The organism is Streptomyces sp. NPDC102490, from assembly GCF_044765285.1.
GTDB lineage: Bacteria > Actinomycetota > Actinomycetes > Streptomycetales > Streptomycetaceae > Streptomyces.
Map to the genome: position 1 here is coordinate 332,903 of NZ_JBIWJU010000007.1, position 19,736 is coordinate 352,638.

The 19,736-nt window shown below is 72.2% G+C and carries 15 protein-coding genes; 7 read left to right on the top strand and 8 right to left on the bottom strand.

All coding sequences use genetic code 11. The annotated features are described in order from the left end of the window. Positions 1–95: 95 nt before the first annotated feature. Positions 96–1,943, top strand: a complete 1,848-nt coding sequence (locus tag ACIRGB_RS18375; RefSeq protein ID WP_403865599.1) for a glycoside hydrolase family 3 protein — start codon at positions 96–98, stop codon at positions 1,941–1,943. 241 nt (positions 1,944–2,184) lie between these two features. On the opposite strand, the gene ACIRGB_RS18380 is transcribed toward ACIRGB_RS18375, so the two are convergent. Next, the gene (locus ACIRGB_RS18380; protein WP_403865602.1) at positions 2,185–3,609 is read right to left on the bottom strand and encodes a S28 family serine protease; all 1,425 of its coding nucleotides are present in this window, start codon (positions 3,607–3,609) and stop codon (positions 2,185–2,187) included. Between the two features lie 240 nt (positions 3,610–3,849). Between ACIRGB_RS18380 and ACIRGB_RS18385 the strand changes: the two genes are divergently transcribed. After that, a complete protein-coding gene (locus ACIRGB_RS18385; RefSeq protein WP_403866046.1) occupies positions 3,850–5,478 on the top strand; it encodes an IS200/IS605 family accessory protein TnpB-related protein in 1,629 nt (542 codons plus the stop codon). Between the two features lie 6 nt (positions 5,479–5,484). Here ACIRGB_RS18385 and ACIRGB_RS18390 read toward each other — a convergent pair whose 3' ends face one another. From ACIRGB_RS18390 to ACIRGB_RS18400, 3 genes are all read right to left on the bottom strand, one after another. Further along, positions 5,485–5,877: a hypothetical protein gene (locus ACIRGB_RS18390; RefSeq protein WP_403865605.1), complete on the bottom strand. Its 393-nt coding sequence runs from the start codon at positions 5,875–5,877 to the stop codon at positions 5,485–5,487. A 96-nt stretch (positions 5,878–5,973) separates the two neighbouring features. After that, entirely contained in the window at positions 5,974–9,705 is a 3,732-nt protein-coding gene (locus ACIRGB_RS18395) for an ABC transporter ATP-binding protein (RefSeq protein ID WP_403866049.1), read from the bottom strand. Positions 9,706–9,828: 123 nt separating this feature from the next. Next, positions 9,829–10,851: an esterase-like activity of phytase family protein gene (locus ACIRGB_RS18400; protein ID WP_403865608.1), complete on the bottom strand. Its 1,023-nt coding sequence runs from the start codon at positions 10,849–10,851 to the stop codon at positions 9,829–9,831. 90 nt (positions 10,852–10,941) lie between these two features. Between ACIRGB_RS18400 and ACIRGB_RS18405 the strand changes: the two genes are divergently transcribed. From ACIRGB_RS18405 to ACIRGB_RS18420, 4 genes are all read left to right on the top strand, one after another. Then, a complete protein-coding gene (locus ACIRGB_RS18405) occupies positions 10,942–11,316 on the top strand; it encodes a hypothetical protein (protein ID WP_403865611.1) in 375 nt (124 codons plus the stop codon). A 133-nt stretch (positions 11,317–11,449) separates the two neighbouring features. Next, entirely contained in the window at positions 11,450–12,256 is an 807-nt protein-coding gene (locus ACIRGB_RS18410) for an SDR family oxidoreductase (protein ID WP_403865614.1), read from the top strand. A gap of 26 nt (positions 12,257–12,282) precedes the next feature. Then, positions 12,283–13,143: a helix-turn-helix transcriptional regulator gene (locus ACIRGB_RS18415; protein WP_403865617.1), complete on the top strand. Its 861-nt coding sequence runs from the start codon at positions 12,283–12,285 to the stop codon at positions 13,141–13,143. Between the two features lie 206 nt (positions 13,144–13,349). Further along, positions 13,350–14,180, top strand: a complete 831-nt coding sequence (locus ACIRGB_RS18420; protein WP_403865620.1) for an endonuclease I family protein — start codon at positions 13,350–13,352, stop codon at positions 14,178–14,180. Between the two features lie 16 nt (positions 14,181–14,196). On the opposite strand, the gene ACIRGB_RS18425 is transcribed toward ACIRGB_RS18420, so the two are convergent. Continuing rightward, positions 14,197–15,888, bottom strand: coding sequence for a thiamine pyrophosphate-binding protein (locus tag ACIRGB_RS18425; RefSeq protein WP_403865623.1), 1,692 nt, complete (start codon positions 15,886–15,888; stop codon positions 14,197–14,199). Then, a complete protein-coding gene (gene speB / locus ACIRGB_RS18430) occupies positions 15,885–16,853 on the bottom strand; it encodes an agmatinase (RefSeq protein WP_403865626.1) in 969 nt (322 codons plus the stop codon). The genes ACIRGB_RS18425 and speB overlap by 4 nt, the downstream gene beginning before the upstream one ends. Positions 16,854–17,062: 209 nt before the next feature. On the opposite strand from speB, the gene ACIRGB_RS18435 reads away from it, so the two are divergent. Next, on the top strand, positions 17,063–17,860 hold the full coding sequence (locus tag ACIRGB_RS18435) for a phosphatase (RefSeq protein WP_403865630.1): 798 nt from the start codon (positions 17,063–17,065) through the stop codon (positions 17,858–17,860). A 16-nt stretch (positions 17,861–17,876) separates the two neighbouring features. On the opposite strand, the gene ACIRGB_RS18440 is transcribed toward ACIRGB_RS18435, so the two are convergent. Continuing rightward, positions 17,877–18,857, bottom strand: a complete 981-nt coding sequence (locus ACIRGB_RS18440) for a cation diffusion facilitator family transporter (RefSeq protein ID WP_403865633.1) — start codon at positions 18,855–18,857, stop codon at positions 17,877–17,879. A gap of 5 nt (positions 18,858–18,862) precedes the next feature. Next, positions 18,863–19,735: an acyl-CoA thioesterase gene (locus ACIRGB_RS18445; protein WP_403865636.1), complete on the bottom strand. Its 873-nt coding sequence runs from the start codon at positions 19,733–19,735 to the stop codon at positions 18,863–18,865. Between the last annotated feature and the right edge of the window lies 1 nt (position 19,736).

Sequence of the window (19,736 nt, forward strand, 5' to 3'; positions counted from 1 at the left end):
GGCGACTCGTGTGCGGTCCCTTGACTGGCAGAAACTTCCCGGATATTGGTGACTCCTTGGCAGTTTCCTTCACCAGCCCTCCGGAAGGAGCGCACGTGCACCACAGCAGCACGGCCGGCACGGGAAGCACCGCACAGCCCTCCAGACGTACCGTCCTCACCGCCACGGCGGTCGTCACCGCGGCCCTCGCGGCCGGGGGCGGCACGGCGTACGCCGACGCCCGCAGGCCCGACGACGACAAGCTCCGCGGCCTGATCTCCCGCATGACGCTGGAGGAGAAGGTCGGCCAGCTCTTCGTCATGCGGGTCTACGGCCACTCCGCCACCGACCCCGACCAGGCCGACATCGACGCCAACCTGAAGGAGATCGGCGTCCGCACCGCGGCCGAGCTGGTCGCCGAGTACCGGGTCGGCGGCATCATCTACTTCGCCTGGGCGCACAACACCCGCGACCCGCACCAGATCGCCGATCTGTCCAACGGCATCCAGAAGGCCTCCCTGGAGCAGCCGCGCGGCCTGCCGGTGCTCATCTCCACCGACCAGGAGCACGGGATAGTGGCTCGCGTGGGCGAGCCCGCCACCCTCTTCCCGGGCGCGATGGCCGTCGGGGCGGGCGGGTCGCGCTCCGACGCCCGTACGCTCGGCCGGATCGCGGGCGCCGAGCTGCACGCCATGGGCATCCGCCAGGACTACGCCCCCGACGCCGACGTGAACGTCAACCCGGCCAACCCCGTGATCGGCGTACGGTCCTTCGGCGCCGACCCGCAGGCCGTGGCGGGGCTGGTGGCCGCCGAGGTGGCGGGCTTCCAGCGGTCCGGGGTCGCCGCGTGCGCCAAGCACTTCCCCGGGCACGGCGACACCGCCACCGACAGCCACACCGGCCTCCCGGTGATCACGCACAGCCGCGAGCAGTGGGAGAAGCTGGACGCGCCGCCGTTCCGCGCCGCGATCGAGGCGGGCATCGACGCGATCATGACTGCCCACCTGGTGGTCCCGGCCCTCGACGGCTCCGGCGACCCGGCCACCCTCTCCCGCCCCATCCTCACCGGCATCCTGCGCGAGGAGCTGGGCTACGACGGCGTCGTGGTCACCGACTCCCTCGGCATGCAGGGCGTACGGACGAAGTACGGCGACGCGCGGGTGCCGGTGCTGGCGCTGAAGGCCGGGGTCGACCAGCTGCTCAACCCGCCGGACCTGCCGCTGGCCTGGAACGCCGTCCTGACGGCCGTACGGGAGGGTGAACTCACCGAGGCGCGGCTCGACGAATCGATCCTGCGCGTGCTGCGGCTGAAGGCCAAGCTGGGGCTGTTCCGGGACGCGTACACCAGCCGCCGGGACGTCGACCGGACCGTCGGCACCCGGGCGCACCTGGCCGCGGCCGACCGGATCGCCGAGCGGAGCACCACGCTGCTGGTCAACGAGGGGCAGTTGCTGCCGCTTTCACGCCGGGAGCACCGCAGGCTGCTGGTCGTGGGCGCCGACCCCGCCTCGCCGTCGGGCACGACCGGGCCGCCCACCGGCGTCCTCGCGGGCGCGCTGACGGAGCTGGGCTTCACGGCCACCGCCCTGTCCACCGGCACCGCGCCGTCGGCCGCCGTGATCGACCGTGCCGTCGCGGCGGCCGAGGACGCCGACGCGGTGGTGGTCGCCACGTACAACGTGACCGCGGGCAGCAGCCAGCGCACCCTGGTCACGCGGCTGCTGGAGACCGGGAAGCCGGTCGTCGCGGTCGCCGTCCGCAATCCGTACGACGTCGCCCAACTGCCCGGCGTCCCCGCCTTCCTCGCCGCCTACTCCTGGACCGACGTGGAGGTACGGGCGGCGGCCCGGGTGATCGCCGGGCGGGTGCGACCGCGCGGGAAGCTGCCGGTGCCGGTGGTGCGGGCGGACGATCCGGACACGGTGCTCCTCCCGCTCGGGCACGGGCTGACCTACCGGTCGTAGCGCGGCCCGCGACGGGCGCCGGGGGCGCTCCCGGCGCCCGCGCCCGAAGCCTCCCGCGCGTCCGGCGTGCGCCCGCTCCGGCGGGCCACGCTGGACCGGGGCATCCGGGGGGACGACGTTGGTGCCCCGCCTCGACCGGTCCGTACGTCCGGCTCGGCGGCGCCCGCCCGATGGGCCGTGCCCGGCCGCTGTGAAACGACCGGGCACGGTCACCGTCGGAGACGGGGCGTCCTTACGGGCGTTACGGACGCAGCGCCGGCTCGCGCTCGACGTCCCGCTTGTCCAGCTTGGCGTCGAACGCCGCCAGCGGCCTGGCCGCCGACGGGTTCTCCCGGACCTTGGCGGGGGCGACGTCCGCCCAGTCCAGGATGCGGGCCGTGGCCAGGGCCTTCTGGTCGGGCACCAGACCGGCCACGTTCGCACCGTGGTTCATGCCGGGCGCGGTCATGACGTAGGAGTCACGGGCGCCGTGGCCGAGACGGAAGGGCTCGGCTCCCCACGGGTCGTTCTGGCCGTACACGAACAGCATCTGCCGGGCGTTGTGCTTCACCCAGGTGTCGACGTCCCGCATCGCCCACGGCTCGAACTTCATCGGGATCGAGCGGGGCACGAAGTTGCGCGGCGGCTGGTAGCCGTAGCGGATGTACTTCTTCTCGATGTGCGGGAAGTGGATCGTCGGCGCGCCCAGCTGGGTGCCCGCCTGGTAGTAGTACGGCGTGTACGTCTCCAGGCCCTGGTCCGTGTAGGCGGAGAAGCCGGAGATCGTGTCGACGGAGTCCCAGATCGCCTCGTCGGTGGCGTTCTTGGCGTCGGCCGGGATGTCCGCGCAGTCGGCGAGGGTGCTGTACTGCCAGAAGCCCCACACGTAGTCGAGGACGACGGCCTCGTAGGCGCGGTCGAGGCTGCCGATGGTGTCGAAGGTGTAGCCGTTCTCGGCCGCGTACGCCGCGTACTTCTTCTCCAGCGGCGCCCGGCGCACCAGAGCCTCGCGCTGCACGCCGTTCAGCTTGTCGCGGCACTCGTCGGTGCCGACGCGGGCGAAGAAGCGGTCATAGGCCGAGTCCTCCTTGTTCACCACGTCGTTGGGGGCGACGTAGGCGACGACGCCGTCCATGTCACGCGGGTAGAAGCGCTCGTAGTAGGTGGCGGTCATGCCGCCCTTGGAACCGCCGGTGGAGATCCAGTTCTCCGAGTAGACCGGCTTCAGGGCCTCGAAGATACGGTGCTGGTCGCTGGCGGCCTGCCAGATGTCCAGCTTGGACCAGTCGGCCGGGGCGGGCCGGGACGGCGTGAAGTAGCGGTACTCCATGGAGACCTGGTTGCCGTCCACGATCTGGGTCGGCTCGCGCCGGCTCGGGTTCGTGGAGACGTTGTAGCCGCCGGTGTAGAAGACCGTCGGCCGGTTCACGTCCTTGTGCAGCACGGTGATCCGCTGCTGGAACGTGCCCTTGGACGGGTGCCGGTGGTCCACCGGCTGGGTGTAGTTGAGGACGAAGAAGCGGTAACCGGTGTACGGCTTCTCCTCGATCAGGCTCATGCCCGGTATGGACAGCAGCCGGTCCTTGATGTCGACGGCCTTCGGCTCGGCGGCGGTGGCCGCCCCCGCCGTGCTGACGGTGCCTATGAGCACCACGAGCGCCAACAGCCATCTGAGCGCCTTGCGCATGCACCCTCCCAGTGAAACCGATGTCCGCCGGAAGCTATCGGAGCAAGTCGCGCGAGCACCAGGGTCAGGAACTGCTGCTCGTTGCCTGCACGTGAGTGTGCTCTGGCGCGAATGGGTGAGCACAGTGGCTCGGTTGAGAGGTTCCCAGGTTCGTGGGAACGAGAATCCGCCTGTCGAATACGTGACCTCGGACGAGGATGTTCGTTGAGTGGGGTGGACGGATCGTCACGGCTGGGCGGGGTGGGTGGTGTGCGGAAGATTGCGGCGCCGTTCGTCGTGCCGGGCCCCTCGGGGGTGGCGGTGCGCGCCAGGCTTGGGCAGCTCACCGGTATGGACGTGGACGTACTGCGACAGGTGGGTGCGCATCTGGGCGCGCTGGCTTCCCGTGATCTCAAGGCGCGTTGCCGTGACGGGCTGGGGCATGACGCCGGGGCGTGGGCAGTGCGCAAGCGGGAGTTGACGCCGTTGTCGTCGGCGCGGTGGGCGGGCGCGATCACCAAGGCCTCGCATGATCAGTGGGCGTTGGCCCGCCGTGGGGCCCACGCCCACATCCAGTCGTTGGAGGCGGGGGTGCGGACGCTGCGGCACCGGCTGTCGCTGCCCCTCGGTGAGAAGGGCTCGAAGCACGCTCCGGGTGGGTATCGCAATCGGCGGGAGTGGCGTGCCAAGGCCCGGCGCCTGCACATGCTGGAGGACCGGCTGCAGCGGGCACGCGCGGACTGGGAGGCCGGTCGGGTGCGCGTGGTCCGGGGCGGCAAGCGCCTCGCCCGCGCGCGGCACCATCTGACGGATGCCGGACTGACTGAGGCCGGGTGGCGTGAGCGGTGGGAGGCAGAACGGTGGTTTGTGCAGGCGGACGGGGAGTCCGGAAAGCGCTTCGGGAACGAGACGATCCGCATCAGCCCGGACGGCGAGGTCAGCATCCGCCTCCCGGCTCCGCTCGCCCATCTCGCCAACGCGGCGCACAGCCGGTACATCCTCACCGGCCGGATCCGCTTCGCGCACCGGGGGCAGGAGTGGGCCGACCGCGTCGCGGCCAACCTGGCCGTCGCCTACCGCATCCACCACGACACGAGACGTAGCCGCTGGTACCTGACCGCGTCCTGGAAGAAGTCCGATACCCGCGCCATGCCCCTGGCTGCGGCGCTGGCGCAGGGGGTGATCGGGGTCGACATGAACGCCGATCACCTCGCCGCCTGGCGCCTCGACACCCACGGCAATCCCGTTGCACACCCACGCCGGTTCTTCTACGACCTCACCGGGTCGGCAGACCATCGCGATGCTCAGGTCCGCCACGCCCTGACCCGACTGCTGCACTGGGCCACTTCATGCGGCGTAAAGGCCATCGCCGTCGAGGGCCTGGACTTCACCGCCGAGAAGACCCGTGAGAAGCACGGCCGCAAGAGGCGGTTCCGGCAGTTGATCTCCGGCATGCCCACCGGGCGGCTCCGCGCCCGCCTCGTCTCCATGGCCGACGCCGCCGGCATCTGCGTCATTGCCGTCGACCCCGCCTACACCTCCCGCTGGGGCGCCCAGCACTGGCAGAAACCACTCACCAGCACCACCCGTAGGACGACCCGACACGATGCGGCAAGCATCGCGATCGGGCGACGCGCCCAGGGCTATCCCATCCGGCGTCGGACGGCACCGCCCCACACCCACCAGAGCGATGGATGTGGGCATCGGACCGCCCAGGCCGGACCGGACAGCCCAGAGCGTGAGGGACCCCGCCCCCGTATCCCCGGACCACGGACACGATCCGTGCCACCGGACACGGCGCGAACGCGGGCGACCAGGGCACCCAACACCGCTCGGGGTGCCCGCAGTGCACAGGAATGGGTCCAAGACTCACTCCTGCTCACTGAATAGGAACGGTCAGCAGAGGATCCAGCCGGAGCTGACCGAGGACTTGGCCACCTTGCCGGTCACCCAGACGCAGCGCTTTCCGGCGTGCACGGTCACCGGCCCGGCGCGGTAGGAGAAGCGGCCGGAGTCCACCACCGCCCGGCCGCCGCGGGCCCGCACGCCGACGGACATCTGCTGCTTCTTGCCGGTCTTCTCGGGGACGGTGACGGCGCAGACATAACCGCCGCGTCGGTGGACGAGGACGGAGCCGGTGGCGAAGTGGAGGGTGCGCACCGTGCGGCCGGCGCACCCCGTGGCGGCCTGTGCCTCCTGCGGCATCGCGACGGCGAGCAGCGCGGTGGCGCTCAGCACGGCGATGCCGAGCGCCAGCCGACGGCGAGTTGCGGCACCGGCCCGGCCCACTGCGGTCCTCCTCCGTAGGGCGATCACTGACGACGTACGGATGCGACGTACGGATGTACGGACGCAGGACATGTGTCGCACGGTTGCGCGCCCGCGTCAGTGCAGTGCGCCGACCGGCTCCTCGGGTTCGGACGCGCCGACGAAGGTCCGCCACAGTCGCGCGTAGCGCCCGTCGAGGGCCAGCAGTTCGTCGTGCGTGCCGTCCTCGGCGACCCGCCCGCCGTCCATGACGACGACCCGGTCCGCGCGGGCGGCCGTGGTCAGCCGGTGCGCGACGACGAGCGTGGTACGGCGTCCCGCGACGCGGTCGGTGGCCTGGTTGACCTGGGCCTCGGTGGCCAGATCCAGGGCCGCCGTGGCCTCGTCGAGCAGCAGCACGTCCGGGTCGACGAGTTCGGCGCGGGCCAGCGCGATCAGCTGCCGCTGCCCGGCGGAGAGGTTGCGGCCCCGCTCGGCGACCTCGTGGAGGTAGCCGCCGGTGAGCGTGGCGATCATCTCGTGCGCGCCGACCGCCCGTGCCGCCGCCTCCACCTCGGCGTCGGTGGCGTCCGGACGGCCGTAGGCGATGGCGTCCCGGACGGTGCCGGGGAAGAGGTACGCCTCCTGCGGGACGACGCCCAGGCGGTGCCGGTAGGAGGTGAGGTCGAGGGCGCGCAGGTCCTGTCCGTCGACGGTGACCCGGCCGCCGGTCGGGTCGTAGAACCGGGCCACCAGCTTCACCAGCGTCGACTTGCCCGCGCCGGTCTCGCCGACGAAGGCGACGGTCTGCCCGGCCGGGATGCGCAGGTCGATGCCGGTGAGCGCTTCTTCGTCGTCCCCGTACGTGAAGTGCACGTCCTCGAACGTGATCTCGCCGCGCAGGGACGCCACGTCGAGCGGCTTCTCGGGGGCCTTGGTCGAGGTCGGCTCGCGCAGCAGTTCCTGGATGCGGCCCAGTGAGACGGACGCCTGCTGGTAGCCGTCGAAGACCTGGGAGAGCTGCTGGACGGGTGCGAAGAACAGGTCGATGTAGAGCAGGTAGGCGACCAGCGCGCCGGTCGTCAGCGTGGCGTCGTCGATCCGCCCGCCGCCCACGACCAGGACGGCCGCGGCGGCGGCCGAGGACAGCAGCTGCACGAACGGGAAGTAGATCGAGATCAGCCACTGTCCGCGGATGCGGGCCCGGCGGTAGCTGTCGCTGCGTTCGGCGAACCGCCGCCCGCCGTCGTGCTCGCGCCGGAAGGCCTGCACGATCCTGAGGCCCGCCACCGACTCCTGGAGGTCGGCGTTGACCGTGGAGACCCGCTCACGGGCCAGTTCGTACGCCTTCACGCTGGCCCTGCGGAAGAAGTAGGTGGCGATGATCAGCGGCGGCAGGGTCGCGAAGACGATCAGCGCGAGTTCCACGTCGATCACCAGCAGGGCGACCATGATGCCGAAGAACGTGACGACCGAGACGAAGGCGGTGACGAGTCCGGTTTGCAGGAACGTCGACAGCGCGTCCACGTCCGTCGTCATCCGGGTCATGATCCGGCCGGTCAGCTCGCGCTCGTAGTAGTCGAGGCCGAGCCGCTGGAGCTGGGCGAAGATCTTCAGGCGGAGCGCGTACAGGATGCGCTCGCCGGTCCGCCCCGTCATACGGATCTCACCGGTCTGCGCCCCCCACTGGGCGAGTACGGCGAGCAGTCCGAGCAGCGAGGACGCCCACACCGCGCCGAGGGCGACCTGGGTGACGCCGTCGTCGATGCCGTTGCGGATCAGCACCGGCAGCAGCAGGCCCATGCCCGCGTCCACGGCCACCAGGGCCAGGCTGATCAGCAGCGGGGTGCGGAAACCGCGCAGCAGACGCCGCAGGCCGTACGACGACTCGGGGCGCACCGCCTGTGCCTCGTCGATGTCCGGGGTGCCGTCCGCCGGGGGCAGCGCGTCGACCTGGGCGAGCAGCTCGGGGGTGGCCGGGGTGCCGGCCAGCGCGGTGTCCTTGGGCGCCCGGTCGCCGGTCCACAGCCGGGGCGTGACCCCGCGCTCGGCGTCGAACTCGGCGTCCAGCTCGTCCCGTACGGAGGTGTCCTCGGCCTTTTCGGCCGGGCGGGTGTGGCCGGGCGAGACGCCGCCCAGCTCGTCGGGGTCGGTGAGCAGGCGCCGGTAGAGGGCGGAGCGCTCCTGGAGTTCCTCGTGGGTGCCGAGGTCGGCGAGGCGGCCCCGGTCGAGGACGGCGATGCGGTCGGCGAGGCCGAGGGTGGAGCGGCGGTGCGCGATGAGGAGGGTGGTGCGGCCCCGCATGACCTCCTTCAGCGCCTCGTGGATCTCGTGCTCCACGCGGGCGTCCACGGCGGAGGTGGCGTCGTCCAGGACCAGCAGCCGGGGGTCGGTGAGGATCGCCCGGGCGAGTGCGACGCGCTGGCGCTGGCCGCCGGAGAGGGTCAGCCCGTGCTCGCCGACGGTCGTGTCGTAGCCGTCGGGCAGCTGCGTGATGAATCCGTGCGCCTGCGCGGCCCGCGCGGCGGCCTCGATCTCCTCGTCGGTGGCGTCCGGGCGGCCGTAGGCGATGTTGGCGCGGACGGTGTCGGAGAAGAGGAAGGAGTCCTCGGGCACCAGCCCGACGGCGGCCCGCAGCGAGTCGAGGGTCAGCTCGCGCACGTCGTGGCCGCCGACCAGGACGGCGCCGCGCGTCACGTCGTAGAAGCGCGGCAGGAGCAGCGAGACGGTGGACTTGCCGGAGCCGGAGGAGCCGACGACGGCGAGGGTCTCACCGGCGCGGATCTCGAACGAGAGCCCGTCCAGGACGGGCCGCGGCTCCCCGTCGCCCGTGTCGTAGCCGAAGGCGACGTCGTCGAACTCGACGGTGGCGGGCGCGTCGGCCGGCAGGGTCTTCGTGCCGTCCCGCAGGACCGGCTCGGTGTCGATCAGCTCCAGGACGCGCTCGGTGCCGGCGCGGGCCTGCTGGCCGACGGTGAGCACCATGGCGAGCATCCGGACCGGGCCGACCAGCTGGGCGAGGTAGGTGGAGAAGGCGACGAAGGTGCCGAGGGTGATGTGCCCGCGGACGGCCAGCCAGCCGCCGAGGGCGAGCATGGCGACCTGCCCGAGCGCGGGGACGGCCTGGAGGGCCGGGGTGTAGGTCGCGTTCAGCCTGATCGTGCGCAGCCGCCCGGCGAAAAGCCTGCGCCCGACCTCCCGGAGCTTGCCGGTCTCCTGCTCCTCCTGCCCGAAGCCCTTCACCACGCGGACGCCGCTCACCGAGCCGTCGACCACCCCGGCGACGGCGGCGGCCTGCGCCTGCGCGTACCAGGTGGCGGGGTGCAGCCGGGTGCGGCTGCGGCGGGCGATGAACCACAGGGCGGGGGCGACGGCCAGCGCGACCAGGGTGAGCGGCAGGGACAGCCACGCCATGATCACCAGGGAGATCAGGAAGAGCAGGACGTTCCCGATGGTCATCGGGAGCATGAAGAGCAGGCCCTGGATCAGCTGGAGGTCGCTGGTGGCCCGTCCGATCACCTGTCCGGTGGACAGCTCGTCCTGCCGCCGGCCGTCGAGCCGGGTGATCGCCCCGTACATGTCGGTGCGCAGGTCGTGCTGGACGTCGAGGGCGAGCCGGCCGCCGTAGTAGCGGCGGATGTAGGTCAGGACGTAGACGACGAGCGCGGCGCCGATCAGGAGACCGGCCCAGACGGCCATGTCCCTGGTCTTGTCGCCGATCACGTCGTCGATGATCACCTTGGTGATCAGCGGGACGAAGGCCATGACGGCCATGCCGCCCAGCGAGGCCCCGAGCGCGAGGACGACGTCCTTGGGATTCCGCCAGGCGTACCCCGCCAGTCGTCGCACCCAGCCCCGTTGCGCGTCCACGCCGTGCCCTCCGGTCGTCGTCCTGCTCACCTGATCTACCGGAAGGCACCAACACGGGCGGGCGGGGATTTCATCCCCCCGCAACAATCGGGGGCTGTTTCGGGTGCTGTTTCAGGGGGCGTGTCAGGCGCGTACGCGGAGCCTGAGGAAGCGGGTGGTCTGTACGTCGTTCCGGTTGTCGTCGCTGACGACCAGGACCTCCAGGCGGCCCCCGGAGCGGCCGGTCACGGCCATCCCCTCGAAGTTGTCGAGGAGCGGGTTGGGCTGGGGCTGCTCGGCGGTGGCGCCGAGGGAGGGGCAGTCGGCGAGGTCGGCGAGGAGCCGCTTGTGCAGCGCGGTGCCGCGGCCGGGCCGGTCGGTGAGCTGGAGGCGGACGGTGTTGCCGACTCCGGAGGTGAAGCCGCGCTCCAGGACGAGGAGGCGCCCGTCGGGAGTGGCGGTGACCTCGGAGACGCCGAGGCCGGGGTCGGTCCGGTAGGTGTACCGGGCGCCCGGCCGGAAGTCGCCGTGCCGCGTCCGCTGCCAGGTCTGGAAGCGGACCAGGTCGGCGGGGTCGCCGTCGAGCGGGTACTCCATCGAGGCGAGCAGGGTCCGGCCGCCGGGGAGGAGCGTGAGCCCCTCGAAGCTGCCGTTGGCCCTGGCCCGTCCCGCGGGGGCCGTACGGAGGTCGTCCGGCACGGGCAGGCGGCCGAGCAGCTCGCCGGTGCGGGAGTAGCGGCGGACGGACGGCTCGGTCTCGGAGGTGACCAGGTACGTGCCGTCCCGGTCCGCGACCAGGCCCTCGGAGTCGAGCACGGCGCCGTTCTCGTCGGCGAGGGTGACCACACCGCGCGGCTGAAGGGTCCGCGCGTCCAGCCGGAACAGCTCCGAGCGGTCGGAGAGGGCGGAGAGGTCCGCCAGGGAGCCGCGCCGGCCGGGGGCGAGGGCGGAGAGGTTGCCGACGTAGGTGCCGTCGTAGGTCGTCTTGTCGAGGGCGTCGGTGAAGCCGGTGAGGGAGACGGCGGGCGAGCAGGCGTTCGCCGGGGGCCGCTCCGGCGCGGCGGCGGCCGGTGCGGCGGTGGCCGGTGCGGCGGCGGTCAGGAAGCCGGCCGCGGCGAGGCTCGCGGTGAGGGCGGCGAGGGCGGTACGGAGGGTTTTCGGGCGCATGGCGGTCACCCTAGGGCGAGCGGATGGACGGAAGTTGACCGCTTTTCGAAAGCGGGGATGCGGGGGCTCCGGGATGGCAAGTAATGCTTCATGCCAGAGCAGAGGGAAAGCGGCCAGAGGCTGGCCGGGCGGCTGTACGCCACGCTGCGGGTGCTCAAGTTCATCGCGGATCCCGGCGGCAGCCCCAAACCGACCGTGCGCGACGAGTTCAAGGACAAGGACAGTCCGCGGCAGCGGATCCAGGCCCTGAAGCTGGACCTCTTCGAGGACCTGGTGACCGCCGTCCAGCGGGGCCGGCACGCCAAGGCGATGGCCGAGGTGTTCCGCGCGATGCCCGCAGTGGTGCCGCTGAAGCAGGGCGCCCTCAAGGACAACCTCGGCACCCCCGAACTGGCCGAGTTCAACGCGGGCTACCGCGCCCAGCTCACGACGCTCAAGGGGGCCCTGCCCACACTGCTCGACTGACCTCCGCGTCAGGGAAGGGGGACCTCCCAGTACCCGTATCACCAGGATCTCCCGGACGCCCGAAACCGCTGCCAGCCTGGTCGAGTCGGAAACGCCGGCAAACACTCCACGGACAGGCGAGGTACGGAGACCCATGGCGGACAACCGATTCACCACTCACCCGGAACTCTTCGATCTGAGTGGGAAGCACGCCCTCGTCACCGGCGGCACCAAGGGCATCGGGATGATGATCGCGCGGGGCCTTCTCCAGGCGGGCGCCCGCGTCGTCATCAGCTCACGCAAGGCGGACACCTGCGCGGAGGCACAGCGTCTGCTGTCCGCGTTCGGCGACGTCCAAGCGATCCCCGCCGACCTGTCCAGGCACGAGGAGTGTCAGCGCCTGGCCGATCTCGTCACGGCCGACTCGGACCGCCTGGACATCCTGGTCAACAAAGCGGGAGCGATGTGGCGCGAGCCGCTGGCGACGTTCCCGGACGAGGCCTGGGACACGGTGCTCGACCTCAACCTCAAGTCGCCGTTCTGGCTGGTGCAGGCGCTGCTCCCGGCGCTTCGCAGGGCGGGCACCGTCGATGATCCCGCGCGGATCATCAACATCGGCAGTATCGCCGCCATCCACGTCGCCCAGTCGCCCAACTACTCGTACGCCAGCAGCAAGGCGGCGCTCCATCAGCTCACCCGAGTGCTCGCCCGAGAGCTGGGCCCCCAGCACGTCACGGTGAACGCTGTGGCGCCGGGAGTGTTCCCGTCGCACATGATGGCGGCCACGCTCGATGCCGTCGGGGACACGCTCGCGGCGGCGACCCCGCTGCGCCGGCTCGGCCGCGACGACGACATGGCGGGCACCGCCGTGTTTCTCGCCAGTCGGGCCGGGGCCTACCTCAACGGCACCGTCATCCCGGTGGACGGCGGCATCGCGACGACCGCGTCCGGTACCCCCTGACCGTGACACGGGCTTACGGTGAGCGGATGGCCACGAGAGACCCGCGCACCGAGATCCGGGAGTTCCTCAGCTCGCGCCGCGCCCGCATCGCACCCGAGAAGGCGGGCCTGCCCGCGTACGGCGGCAACCGCCGGGTCAAAGGTCTGCGCCGCGAGGAAGTGGCACTGCTGGCGGGGGTGTCGGTCGACTACTACGTACGCATGGAGCGCGGCGGCCTCGCCGGTGCCTCCGACGGCGTGCTCGACGCGTTGGCCTCCGCCTTGCAGCTCGACGAGGCCGAGCGCGACCACCTGTTCCACCTCGCCCGCCGGTCCAGGACGCCCGGCGGCCCGCACCGGCGCGGACCCGCCGTGACGGTGCGCTCGACACTGCAACAGGTGCTCGACGCGATCTCCCATGCGCCGGCCTGGATCGGCAACGGCCGTTATGACGTGCTCGCCACGAACCGACTCGCCCGCGCGCTGTACGCACCGGTGCTGGCCGACCCGCGACGGCCCGCGAACACGGCGCGGTTCGTCTATCTGAACCCCGAGGCGGCCAGGGACTTCTTCGTCGACTACGACCGGATCGCCGTCGACGTGGCCGCCAAGCTCCGCATGGAAGCCGGCCGCACTCCGCACGACGACGAACTGATCGCCCTGGTCGGCGAACTGTCGTCGCACAGTGAGCTGTTCCGGCAGCGGTGGGCCTCTCAGGACGTGCGGCTGCACCGGTCCGGCCGCAAGCGGCTGCGCCATCCGGTCGTGGGCCGGCTCGACCTGGACGTCGAGTCCCTGGAACTGCCCGCCGAACCCGGCCTGCACCTCAACGTCTACACCGCGGCCGCGGGCACACCGGCCGCCGACGGTCTGGCGCTCCTGGCGTCGTGGGCGGCCGCCCCCGAGTGACCCCGGCGGGACGCACAGCCCGTCCCCGGGCCGACCACGGCCCGTGCGTCGACCGACCCACGGCACACCCGCCCCGGTGGCCCCCGCCCCTCACGGCCGGGGGCCACCGTCACGCAATCGGCACTCTCCGTACACCCCGTCTCCAACATGTCCATGTCACGCTCGTCCTACGACTCCGTTCGACACGCGTAGATCGGACACCCCACATGCTCGCGATACGCACCCGGCGCCGGAAGGCGGCGACCCTCGCCACGGCCGCCGTGCTCGCCTCACTCGCCGCCCCCTCCCTCACGGCGAGCCCGGCCACGGCGACCACGACGGCGAACACGACCACGACGACCAGCACGGACTACGACGCGACGTACTACAAGGACGCGATCGGCAAGACGGGCACGAGCCTCAAGTCGTCCCTCCACACGATCATCAGCGACCAGACGAAGCTGTCGTACTCGGCGGTCTGGGACGCCCTGAAGGCCACCGACGAGGACCCGGCCAACACCGCCAACGTGATCCTGCTCTACTCGGGCGTCTCCCGCGGCAAGTCGCTCAACGGCGGCGACACCGGCGACTGGAACCGCGAGCACGTGTGGGCCAAGTCCCACGGCGACTTCGGCACCGCCACCGGCCCCGGCACCGACCTGCACCACCTGCGGCCCGAGGACGTCCGGATCAACAGCGTCCGGGGCAACAAGGACTTCGACGACGGCGGCAGCGCCGTCGGCGAGGGCGGCGGCAGCCTCACCGACTCCGACTCCTTCGAACCCCGCGACGCGGTCAAGGGCGACGTGGCCCGCATGATCTTCTACATGGCGGTCCGCTACGAGGGCGGCGACGGCTTCGCCGACCTGGAGGTCAACGGCCAGGTCGACAACGGCAGCAACCCGTACATCGGCAAGCTCTCCGTGCTGAAGGCGTGGAACGACGAGGACCCGCCGGACGCCTTCGAGGAGCACCGCAACCAGGTCGTCTACGACGACTACCAGCACAACCGCAACCCGTTCATCGACCACCCGGAGTGGGTGGAGTCGATCTGGTAGGCGCCGCCCCGCCGCGTCAGCCCAGGTGCGTCGGCGCGAACATCCGCAGGGCGGCCGGGAGGACGACCACGGACGGCCCCGGTGCGGCCAGGGCCTTCGCGAGGTCCGTCTCCAGGGCCTCTGGGGACGTGCGTACGCCCGGCACCCCGAACGACTCGGCCAGGGCGACGAAGTCGGGTCCCGGCAGGTCCGTCGCCGCGGCCGTCGGCGTGCCGAAGGCGTCGGTCATGTACGCGCGCAGGATGCCGTAGCCGCCGTCGTCGACGACGAGCCAGGTGACGTTCAGGCCGTACTGGCGGGCGGTGGCCAGCTCGGCGATCGAGTACAGGGCGCCGCCGTCGCCGGAGACGGCCAGCACCGGGTGGGTGGGGTCGGCGGCAGCGGCGCCGAGGGCCGCCGGGAAGGCGTAGCCGAGGCCGCCGGAGCCCTGGGCGGAGAGCAGGGTGCCCGGGGCCTTGGCGTCGAAGGCGGACCAGGCCCAGTAGGCCAGGACGGTCATGTCCCAGAAGGAGGGGGCGCGGGGCGGGAGGGCCTTGCGTACGGCGGCCAGGACGTCCTGCTCCAGGGTGAGTCCCTGGGCGGCGATGCGTGCGCGGACCCGGTTCAGTACCTCGCGGACGCGCTCGGGGGCGGCCGGGTCGGTGCGCTCCCCCGCCGTCTCCAGCAGGGCCTGGAGGGCGAGGCGGGCGTCGGCGTGGATGCCGAGGGCCGGGTGGTTGGACTCCAGTTTGCCGAGGTCGGCCTCGATCTGGATCACCCGGCCGCGGGGCGCGAACGTGTGGTAGTTCGAGGAGAGTTCGCCGAGGCCCGAGCCGATCACGAGCAGGACGTCGGCGTCCTCCAGGAAGTCCGTCGTGTGGCGGTCCTCCAGCCAGGACTGGAGGGAGAGGGGATGCGTCCAGGGGAAGGCGCCCTTGCCGCCGAAGGTGGTGACGACGGGGGCCGCGAGCCGCTCCGCGAGCTGCCTCAGCTTGCCCGAGGCGTCCGCGCGGACCACTCCCCCGCCCGCGATGATCGCCGGGCGCTCGGCGCGGGTGAGCAGGTCGGCGGCCACCGCCGTCAGCTCGGGGCGCGGGGGCAGTTCCTCGGGGAAGGTGTCGCCGCCCGTCACCACGGGGACCGTGGTCTCGGCCAGCAGGACGTCCTGCGGGATCTCCACCCACACCGGGCCGTGCGGGACGGTCAGCGCCGAGACCCACGCCTCCGCGATGGCGGACGGGATCTGGGACTGGCTGCGGGCGGTGTGCACGGACTTGACCACGCCCCGGAAGGAGGCTGCCTGGTCGGGGAGTTCGTGCAGGTAGCCGCGGCGTCCGCCGCCGAGGCCGGCCGTGGGGACCTGGCTGCTGATCGCCAGGACCGGCGCGGAGGCCGCCCGCGCCTCCTGGAGCGCGGCCAGGGAGGTGAGCGCGCCGGGGCCGGTCGACAGCAGCAGCGGGGCCGCCTCGCCGGTGATCCGGCCGTAGGCGTCCGCCGCGAAACCGGCGTTGTTCTCCACCCGCAGGCCGAGGTAGCGCAGGTCGGAGCGGCGCAGGGCGTCGAACACGGCGAGGGCGTGCTGGCCGGGCACGCCGAAGACGGTGGTCGCGCCGAGGGCGGCCAGCGACTCCACGACCAGGTCCCCGCCGGTGCGCCCCGGGGGCGGGTTCAGTGCGGCCTGGGTCTGGGCGGCGGTCGGTCGGAGTACCAGGTCGTGGTCGTGGGTCACTGCGAACGGGCCTCGGCGATCTGGCGGGACATGATCGTGGTCAGTTCGTAGGCGGTGTGGGACGCGGCCACCGACGTGATCTCCGCGTGGTCGTAGGCCGGGGCGACCTCGACGACGTCGGCGGAGACCAGGTTGCAGGAGGCCAGGCCGCGCAGGATCTCCAGCAGCTCGCGGGAGGTCATGCCGCCGGCCTCGGGGGTGCCGGTGCCGGGGGCGTGGGCGGGGTCGAGGCAGTCGATGTCGATGGAGATGTACAGCGGGCGGTCCCCGATGCGCTGGCGCAGCTGGTCGGCGATCTCGTCGGCGCCGCGGCGGTAGACGTCCGCCGACGTCACGATGCCGAAGCCCATCTTCTCGTCGTCGGTGAGGTCCTTCTTGCCGTACAGGGGGCCGCGGGTGCCGACGTGGGAGAGCGCGGAGGTGTCGAGGACGCCCTCCTCCACCGCGCGCCGGAAGGGGGTGCCGTGCGTGTACTCGGCGCCGAAGTAGGTGTCCCAGGTGTCCAGGTGGGCGTCGAAGTGCAGCAGGGCGACGGGGCCGTGCTTCTTGGCGACCGAGCGGAGCAGCGGCAGGGCGATGGTGTGGTCGCCGCCCAGGGTCATCAGGCGGGCACCGGTGCCGAGGAGGTCGTCGGCGGCGGCCTCGATCGTCTCGACGGCCTCGTGGATGTTGAACGGGTTCACGGCGATGTCGCCGCCGTCCGCGACCTGGGCGAGGGCGAAGGGGGCGGCGTCCTGCGCCGGGTTGTAGGGGCGCAGCAGGCGGGAGGCCTCGCGGATGGCGTTGCCGCCGAAGCGGGCGCCGGGCCGGTAGGAGACGCCCGAGTCGAACGGCACGCCCACGACGGCGACGTCGGCGGTGCCGACCTCGTCCAGGCGCGGGAGCCGGGCGAAGGTCGCGGGCCCGGCGTACCGCGGGACCCGGGAGGAGTCGACGGGACCGCGGGGCGTCTCGTTGCTGCTCATGTACTGCCTTCCTTCTTACGCTTCGTCGCGTATGTACTGCTGCCGTCCGACTGTACTGGTGAGCGGGGCAGCCGGTCGTCGCAGACTAGATGGCCCAATTGCCGCCGCGACATGTACATTCCGTCCATACCCGCGCCGGGGACTGGTGGAATCGGCTAGCCCGCCGGGACCGGCTGCTGTCCGGACCGGGGCTGCCTCACAATGGAGCCATGCCGATACTCGGGACACCCAGCCGCGCCGAACTCGCCGAGCACCTCGTCAGGACGCGTATCGCGGGCGACGTCGCCACGCCCCGCGAGAACAACCTCTCCCACTACCGGAAACTGGCCAACGGCGACCGGGGCTTCTGGCTCGGTCTGGAGCTGGGCGACCGCTGGAACGACGAGCAGGACGTGCTCGCGGTGATGGCGGAGCGGGTCGGCGTCAACGACGACCCCGAGCACCGGTACGGCCAGGACACCATCGACCCGGAGCTGACGATCTCCGCCCTGGAGCGGATGGCGGGGCGGCTGCGCAAGGCGGCCGACGGCGGGCAGCGGGTGCTGTTCGCGACCGGTCACCCCGGCGGGCTGCTCGACGTGCACCGCGCCACGGCCGCCGCGCTGCGGGCCGCGGGCTGCGAGATCGTGGTGATCCCGGAGGGGCTGACCACGGAGGAGGGGTACGTCCAGCAGTTCGCGGACGTCTCGGTGCTGGAGCACGGGGCCTCGCTGTGGCACACCCACTCGGGGGAGCCGATGAAGGCGATCCTGACCGGTCTGGAGCGCGCGGGCCGTCCGCTGCCCGACCTGGTGGTCGCCGACCACGGCTGGGCCGGGTACGCGGCCCAGCACGGCGTGGACTCGGTCGGCTACGCGGACTGCAACGACCCGGCCCTCTTCCTCGCCGAGTCCGAGGGCACCCTCCAGGTGGCGGTGCCGCTGGACGACCACGTGGTCAGCCCGCGCCACTACGACCCGATGACGGCGTACCTGCTCACCGAGGCCGGGCTGGCCGGGCGGGAGTAGCCCGCGCCCCGGGCCCCTACGGCCAGGGGTTCAGCCCCTCCGAGCGGCGCTGCGCGAAGCCCGGCGTCGGGTCCAGGTAGACCCGGCGCACCATCGGGAACTCCTCCCGCAGCCGCTGCTCGGCCCGCTCGCAGGCCCACTCGATCTGCGCCGCCGTCGACACGTCCCGGAAATCGACCTTGGCGGCGACCAGCGCCTCCCGCGGCCCCTGCACGAGGGTGGTCAGCTCCAGTACGGCCTCGATGTGCTCGACGGCCACCAGCTCCGCCCTGATCCGGTCCCGGACGGTGCGCGGCAGCGGGCGGCCGACGAGGAACTCGGCGTTGGAGCGGCCCAGCACCCAGGCGACGTACAGCAGCAGGGCGCCGATGCACAGCGAGGCGGCGCCGTCCCAGACGCCGGAGCCGGTGAGCTGTCCGCCGAGCAGCCCGCCCGCGGCCAGCAGCAGGCCGGCCAGGGCGGCGGAGTCCTCCATGACGACGGCCTTGACGGCGGTGTCGGGGGTGCGGCGCAGATAGCGGCCGAAGGTCACCCGGTGGCGGTCGGCCTCGCCGCGGACCTGCCGCAGGCCGGTGCGCAGCGAGTAGCCCTCCAGGAGGAAGGCCACGGCCAGGACGAGGTACGACACCAGCGGGTCGCCGAGGTCCTCGCCGTGGGTGAGCGTGTGGATGCCGTCGTAGAGGGAGAAGACGGCGCCGCCGACGAAGGTGGCGACGGCGGCGAGCAGGGCCCAGATGTAGCGCTCGGGGCCGTGGCCGAGGGGGTGGTCCTCGTCGGCGGGGCGGACGCTGCGTTTGAGCGAGGTCAGCAGCAGTACCTCGGTGACGGTGTCGGCGACCGAGTGCGCGGCCTCGGACAGCATGGCGCTGGAGCCGCTGATCACACCGGCCACCGCCTTGGCGACGGCGATGCCCAGATTGGCGAAGGCGGCGACGAGCACCGTGAAGGTGCTGTCGCCGTTCCGGTCCGCCGCTGCCGTGTCCCCGGTGTCCGCCATGCCCCTCAGTGTTCCCGAGGGACGCGGACCACGCCTTCCTGGACGACCGATACGGCGAGCTGCCCGTCCTGGGTGTGGATGCGGGCCTGGCCGAGGCCCCGGCCGCCGGACGCGGACGGCGACTGCTGGTCGTACAGAAGCCATTCGTCGGCGCGGAAGGGCCGGTGGAACCACATGGCGTGGTCCAGGGAGGCCCCGACGACGTCGCCGACGGCCCAGCCGCCGCGGCCGTGCGCGAGCAGGACCGAGTCGAGCAGGGTCATGTCGGAGACGTAGGTGGCGAGGACGACGTGCAGCAGCGGGTCGTCCGCGAGTTTGCCGTTGGTGCGGAACCACACCTGGGAGTGCGGTTCGCGCGGGGTGCCGAAGTCGCCGAAGGGCGGGTCGTCGACGTAGCGCAGGTCGACGGCCGCGCGCGCCTCCAGGAAGCGCTCGACGGTCTCGACGGGCAGGTGCGGGTAGCTCCGCAGCCGCTCCTCGCCGGTGGGGAGGGTCGCCGGGTCCGGTGCGGGCGGCATCGGGGCCTGGTGGTCGAGCCCCTCCTCGTACGTCTGGAAGGACGCCGACAGCGTGAAGATCGGCTTGCCGTGCTGGACGGCGACGACGCGGCGGGTGGTGAAGGAACGGCCGTCGCGCAGGCGGTCCACGTTGTAGACGATGGGGGCGCCGGGGTCGCCGGGGCGCAGGAAGTACGCGTGCAGGGAGTGCGCGTGCCGGTCCGCGGGGACCGTGCGGCCGGCGGCGACCATGGCCTGGGCCGCCACCTGGCCGCCGAAGACCCGGGGGACGACGGCGGACCGGGAGCTACCGCGGTAGATGTCCTCCTCGATCCGCTCGAGGTCGAGCAGGTCGAGGAGGGACTGGAGTGCTTCGCTCATG

What these genes read in the sequence shown, in the direction of transcription:
- ACIRGB_RS18380 (WP_403865602.1), bottom strand. Translation starts at nt 3,609, where the DNA reads ATGCGCAAGGCGCTCAGATGGCTGTTGGCGCTCGTGGTGCTCATAGGC.
- ACIRGB_RS18445 (WP_403865636.1), bottom strand. Translation starts at nt 19,735, where the DNA reads ATGAGCGAAGCACTCCAGTCCCTCCTCGACCTGCTCGACCTCGAGCGG.
- ACIRGB_RS18435 (WP_403865630.1), top strand. Translation starts at nt 17,063, where the DNA reads ATGCCGATACTCGGGACACCCAGCCGCGCCGAACTCGCCGAGCACCTC.
- ACIRGB_RS18420 (WP_403865620.1), top strand. Translation starts at nt 13,350, where the DNA reads ATGCTCGCGATACGCACCCGGCGCCGGAAGGCGGCGACCCTCGCCACG.
- speB (WP_403865626.1), bottom strand. Translation starts at nt 16,853, where the DNA reads ATGAGCAGCAACGAGACGCCCCGCGGTCCCGTCGACTCCTCCCGGGTC.
- ACIRGB_RS18440 (WP_403865633.1), bottom strand. Translation starts at nt 18,857, where the DNA reads ATGGCGGACACCGGGGACACGGCAGCGGCGGACCGGAACGGCGACAGC.
- ACIRGB_RS18415 (WP_403865617.1), top strand. Translation starts at nt 12,283, where the DNA reads ATGGCCACGAGAGACCCGCGCACCGAGATCCGGGAGTTCCTCAGCTCG.
- ACIRGB_RS18400 (WP_403865608.1), bottom strand. Translation starts at nt 10,851, where the DNA reads ATGCGCCCGAAAACCCTCCGTACCGCCCTCGCCGCCCTCACCGCGAGC.
- ACIRGB_RS18405 (WP_403865611.1), top strand. Translation starts at nt 10,942, where the DNA reads ATGCCAGAGCAGAGGGAAAGCGGCCAGAGGCTGGCCGGGCGGCTGTAC.
- ACIRGB_RS18410 (WP_403865614.1), top strand. Translation starts at nt 11,450, where the DNA reads ATGGCGGACAACCGATTCACCACTCACCCGGAACTCTTCGATCTGAGT.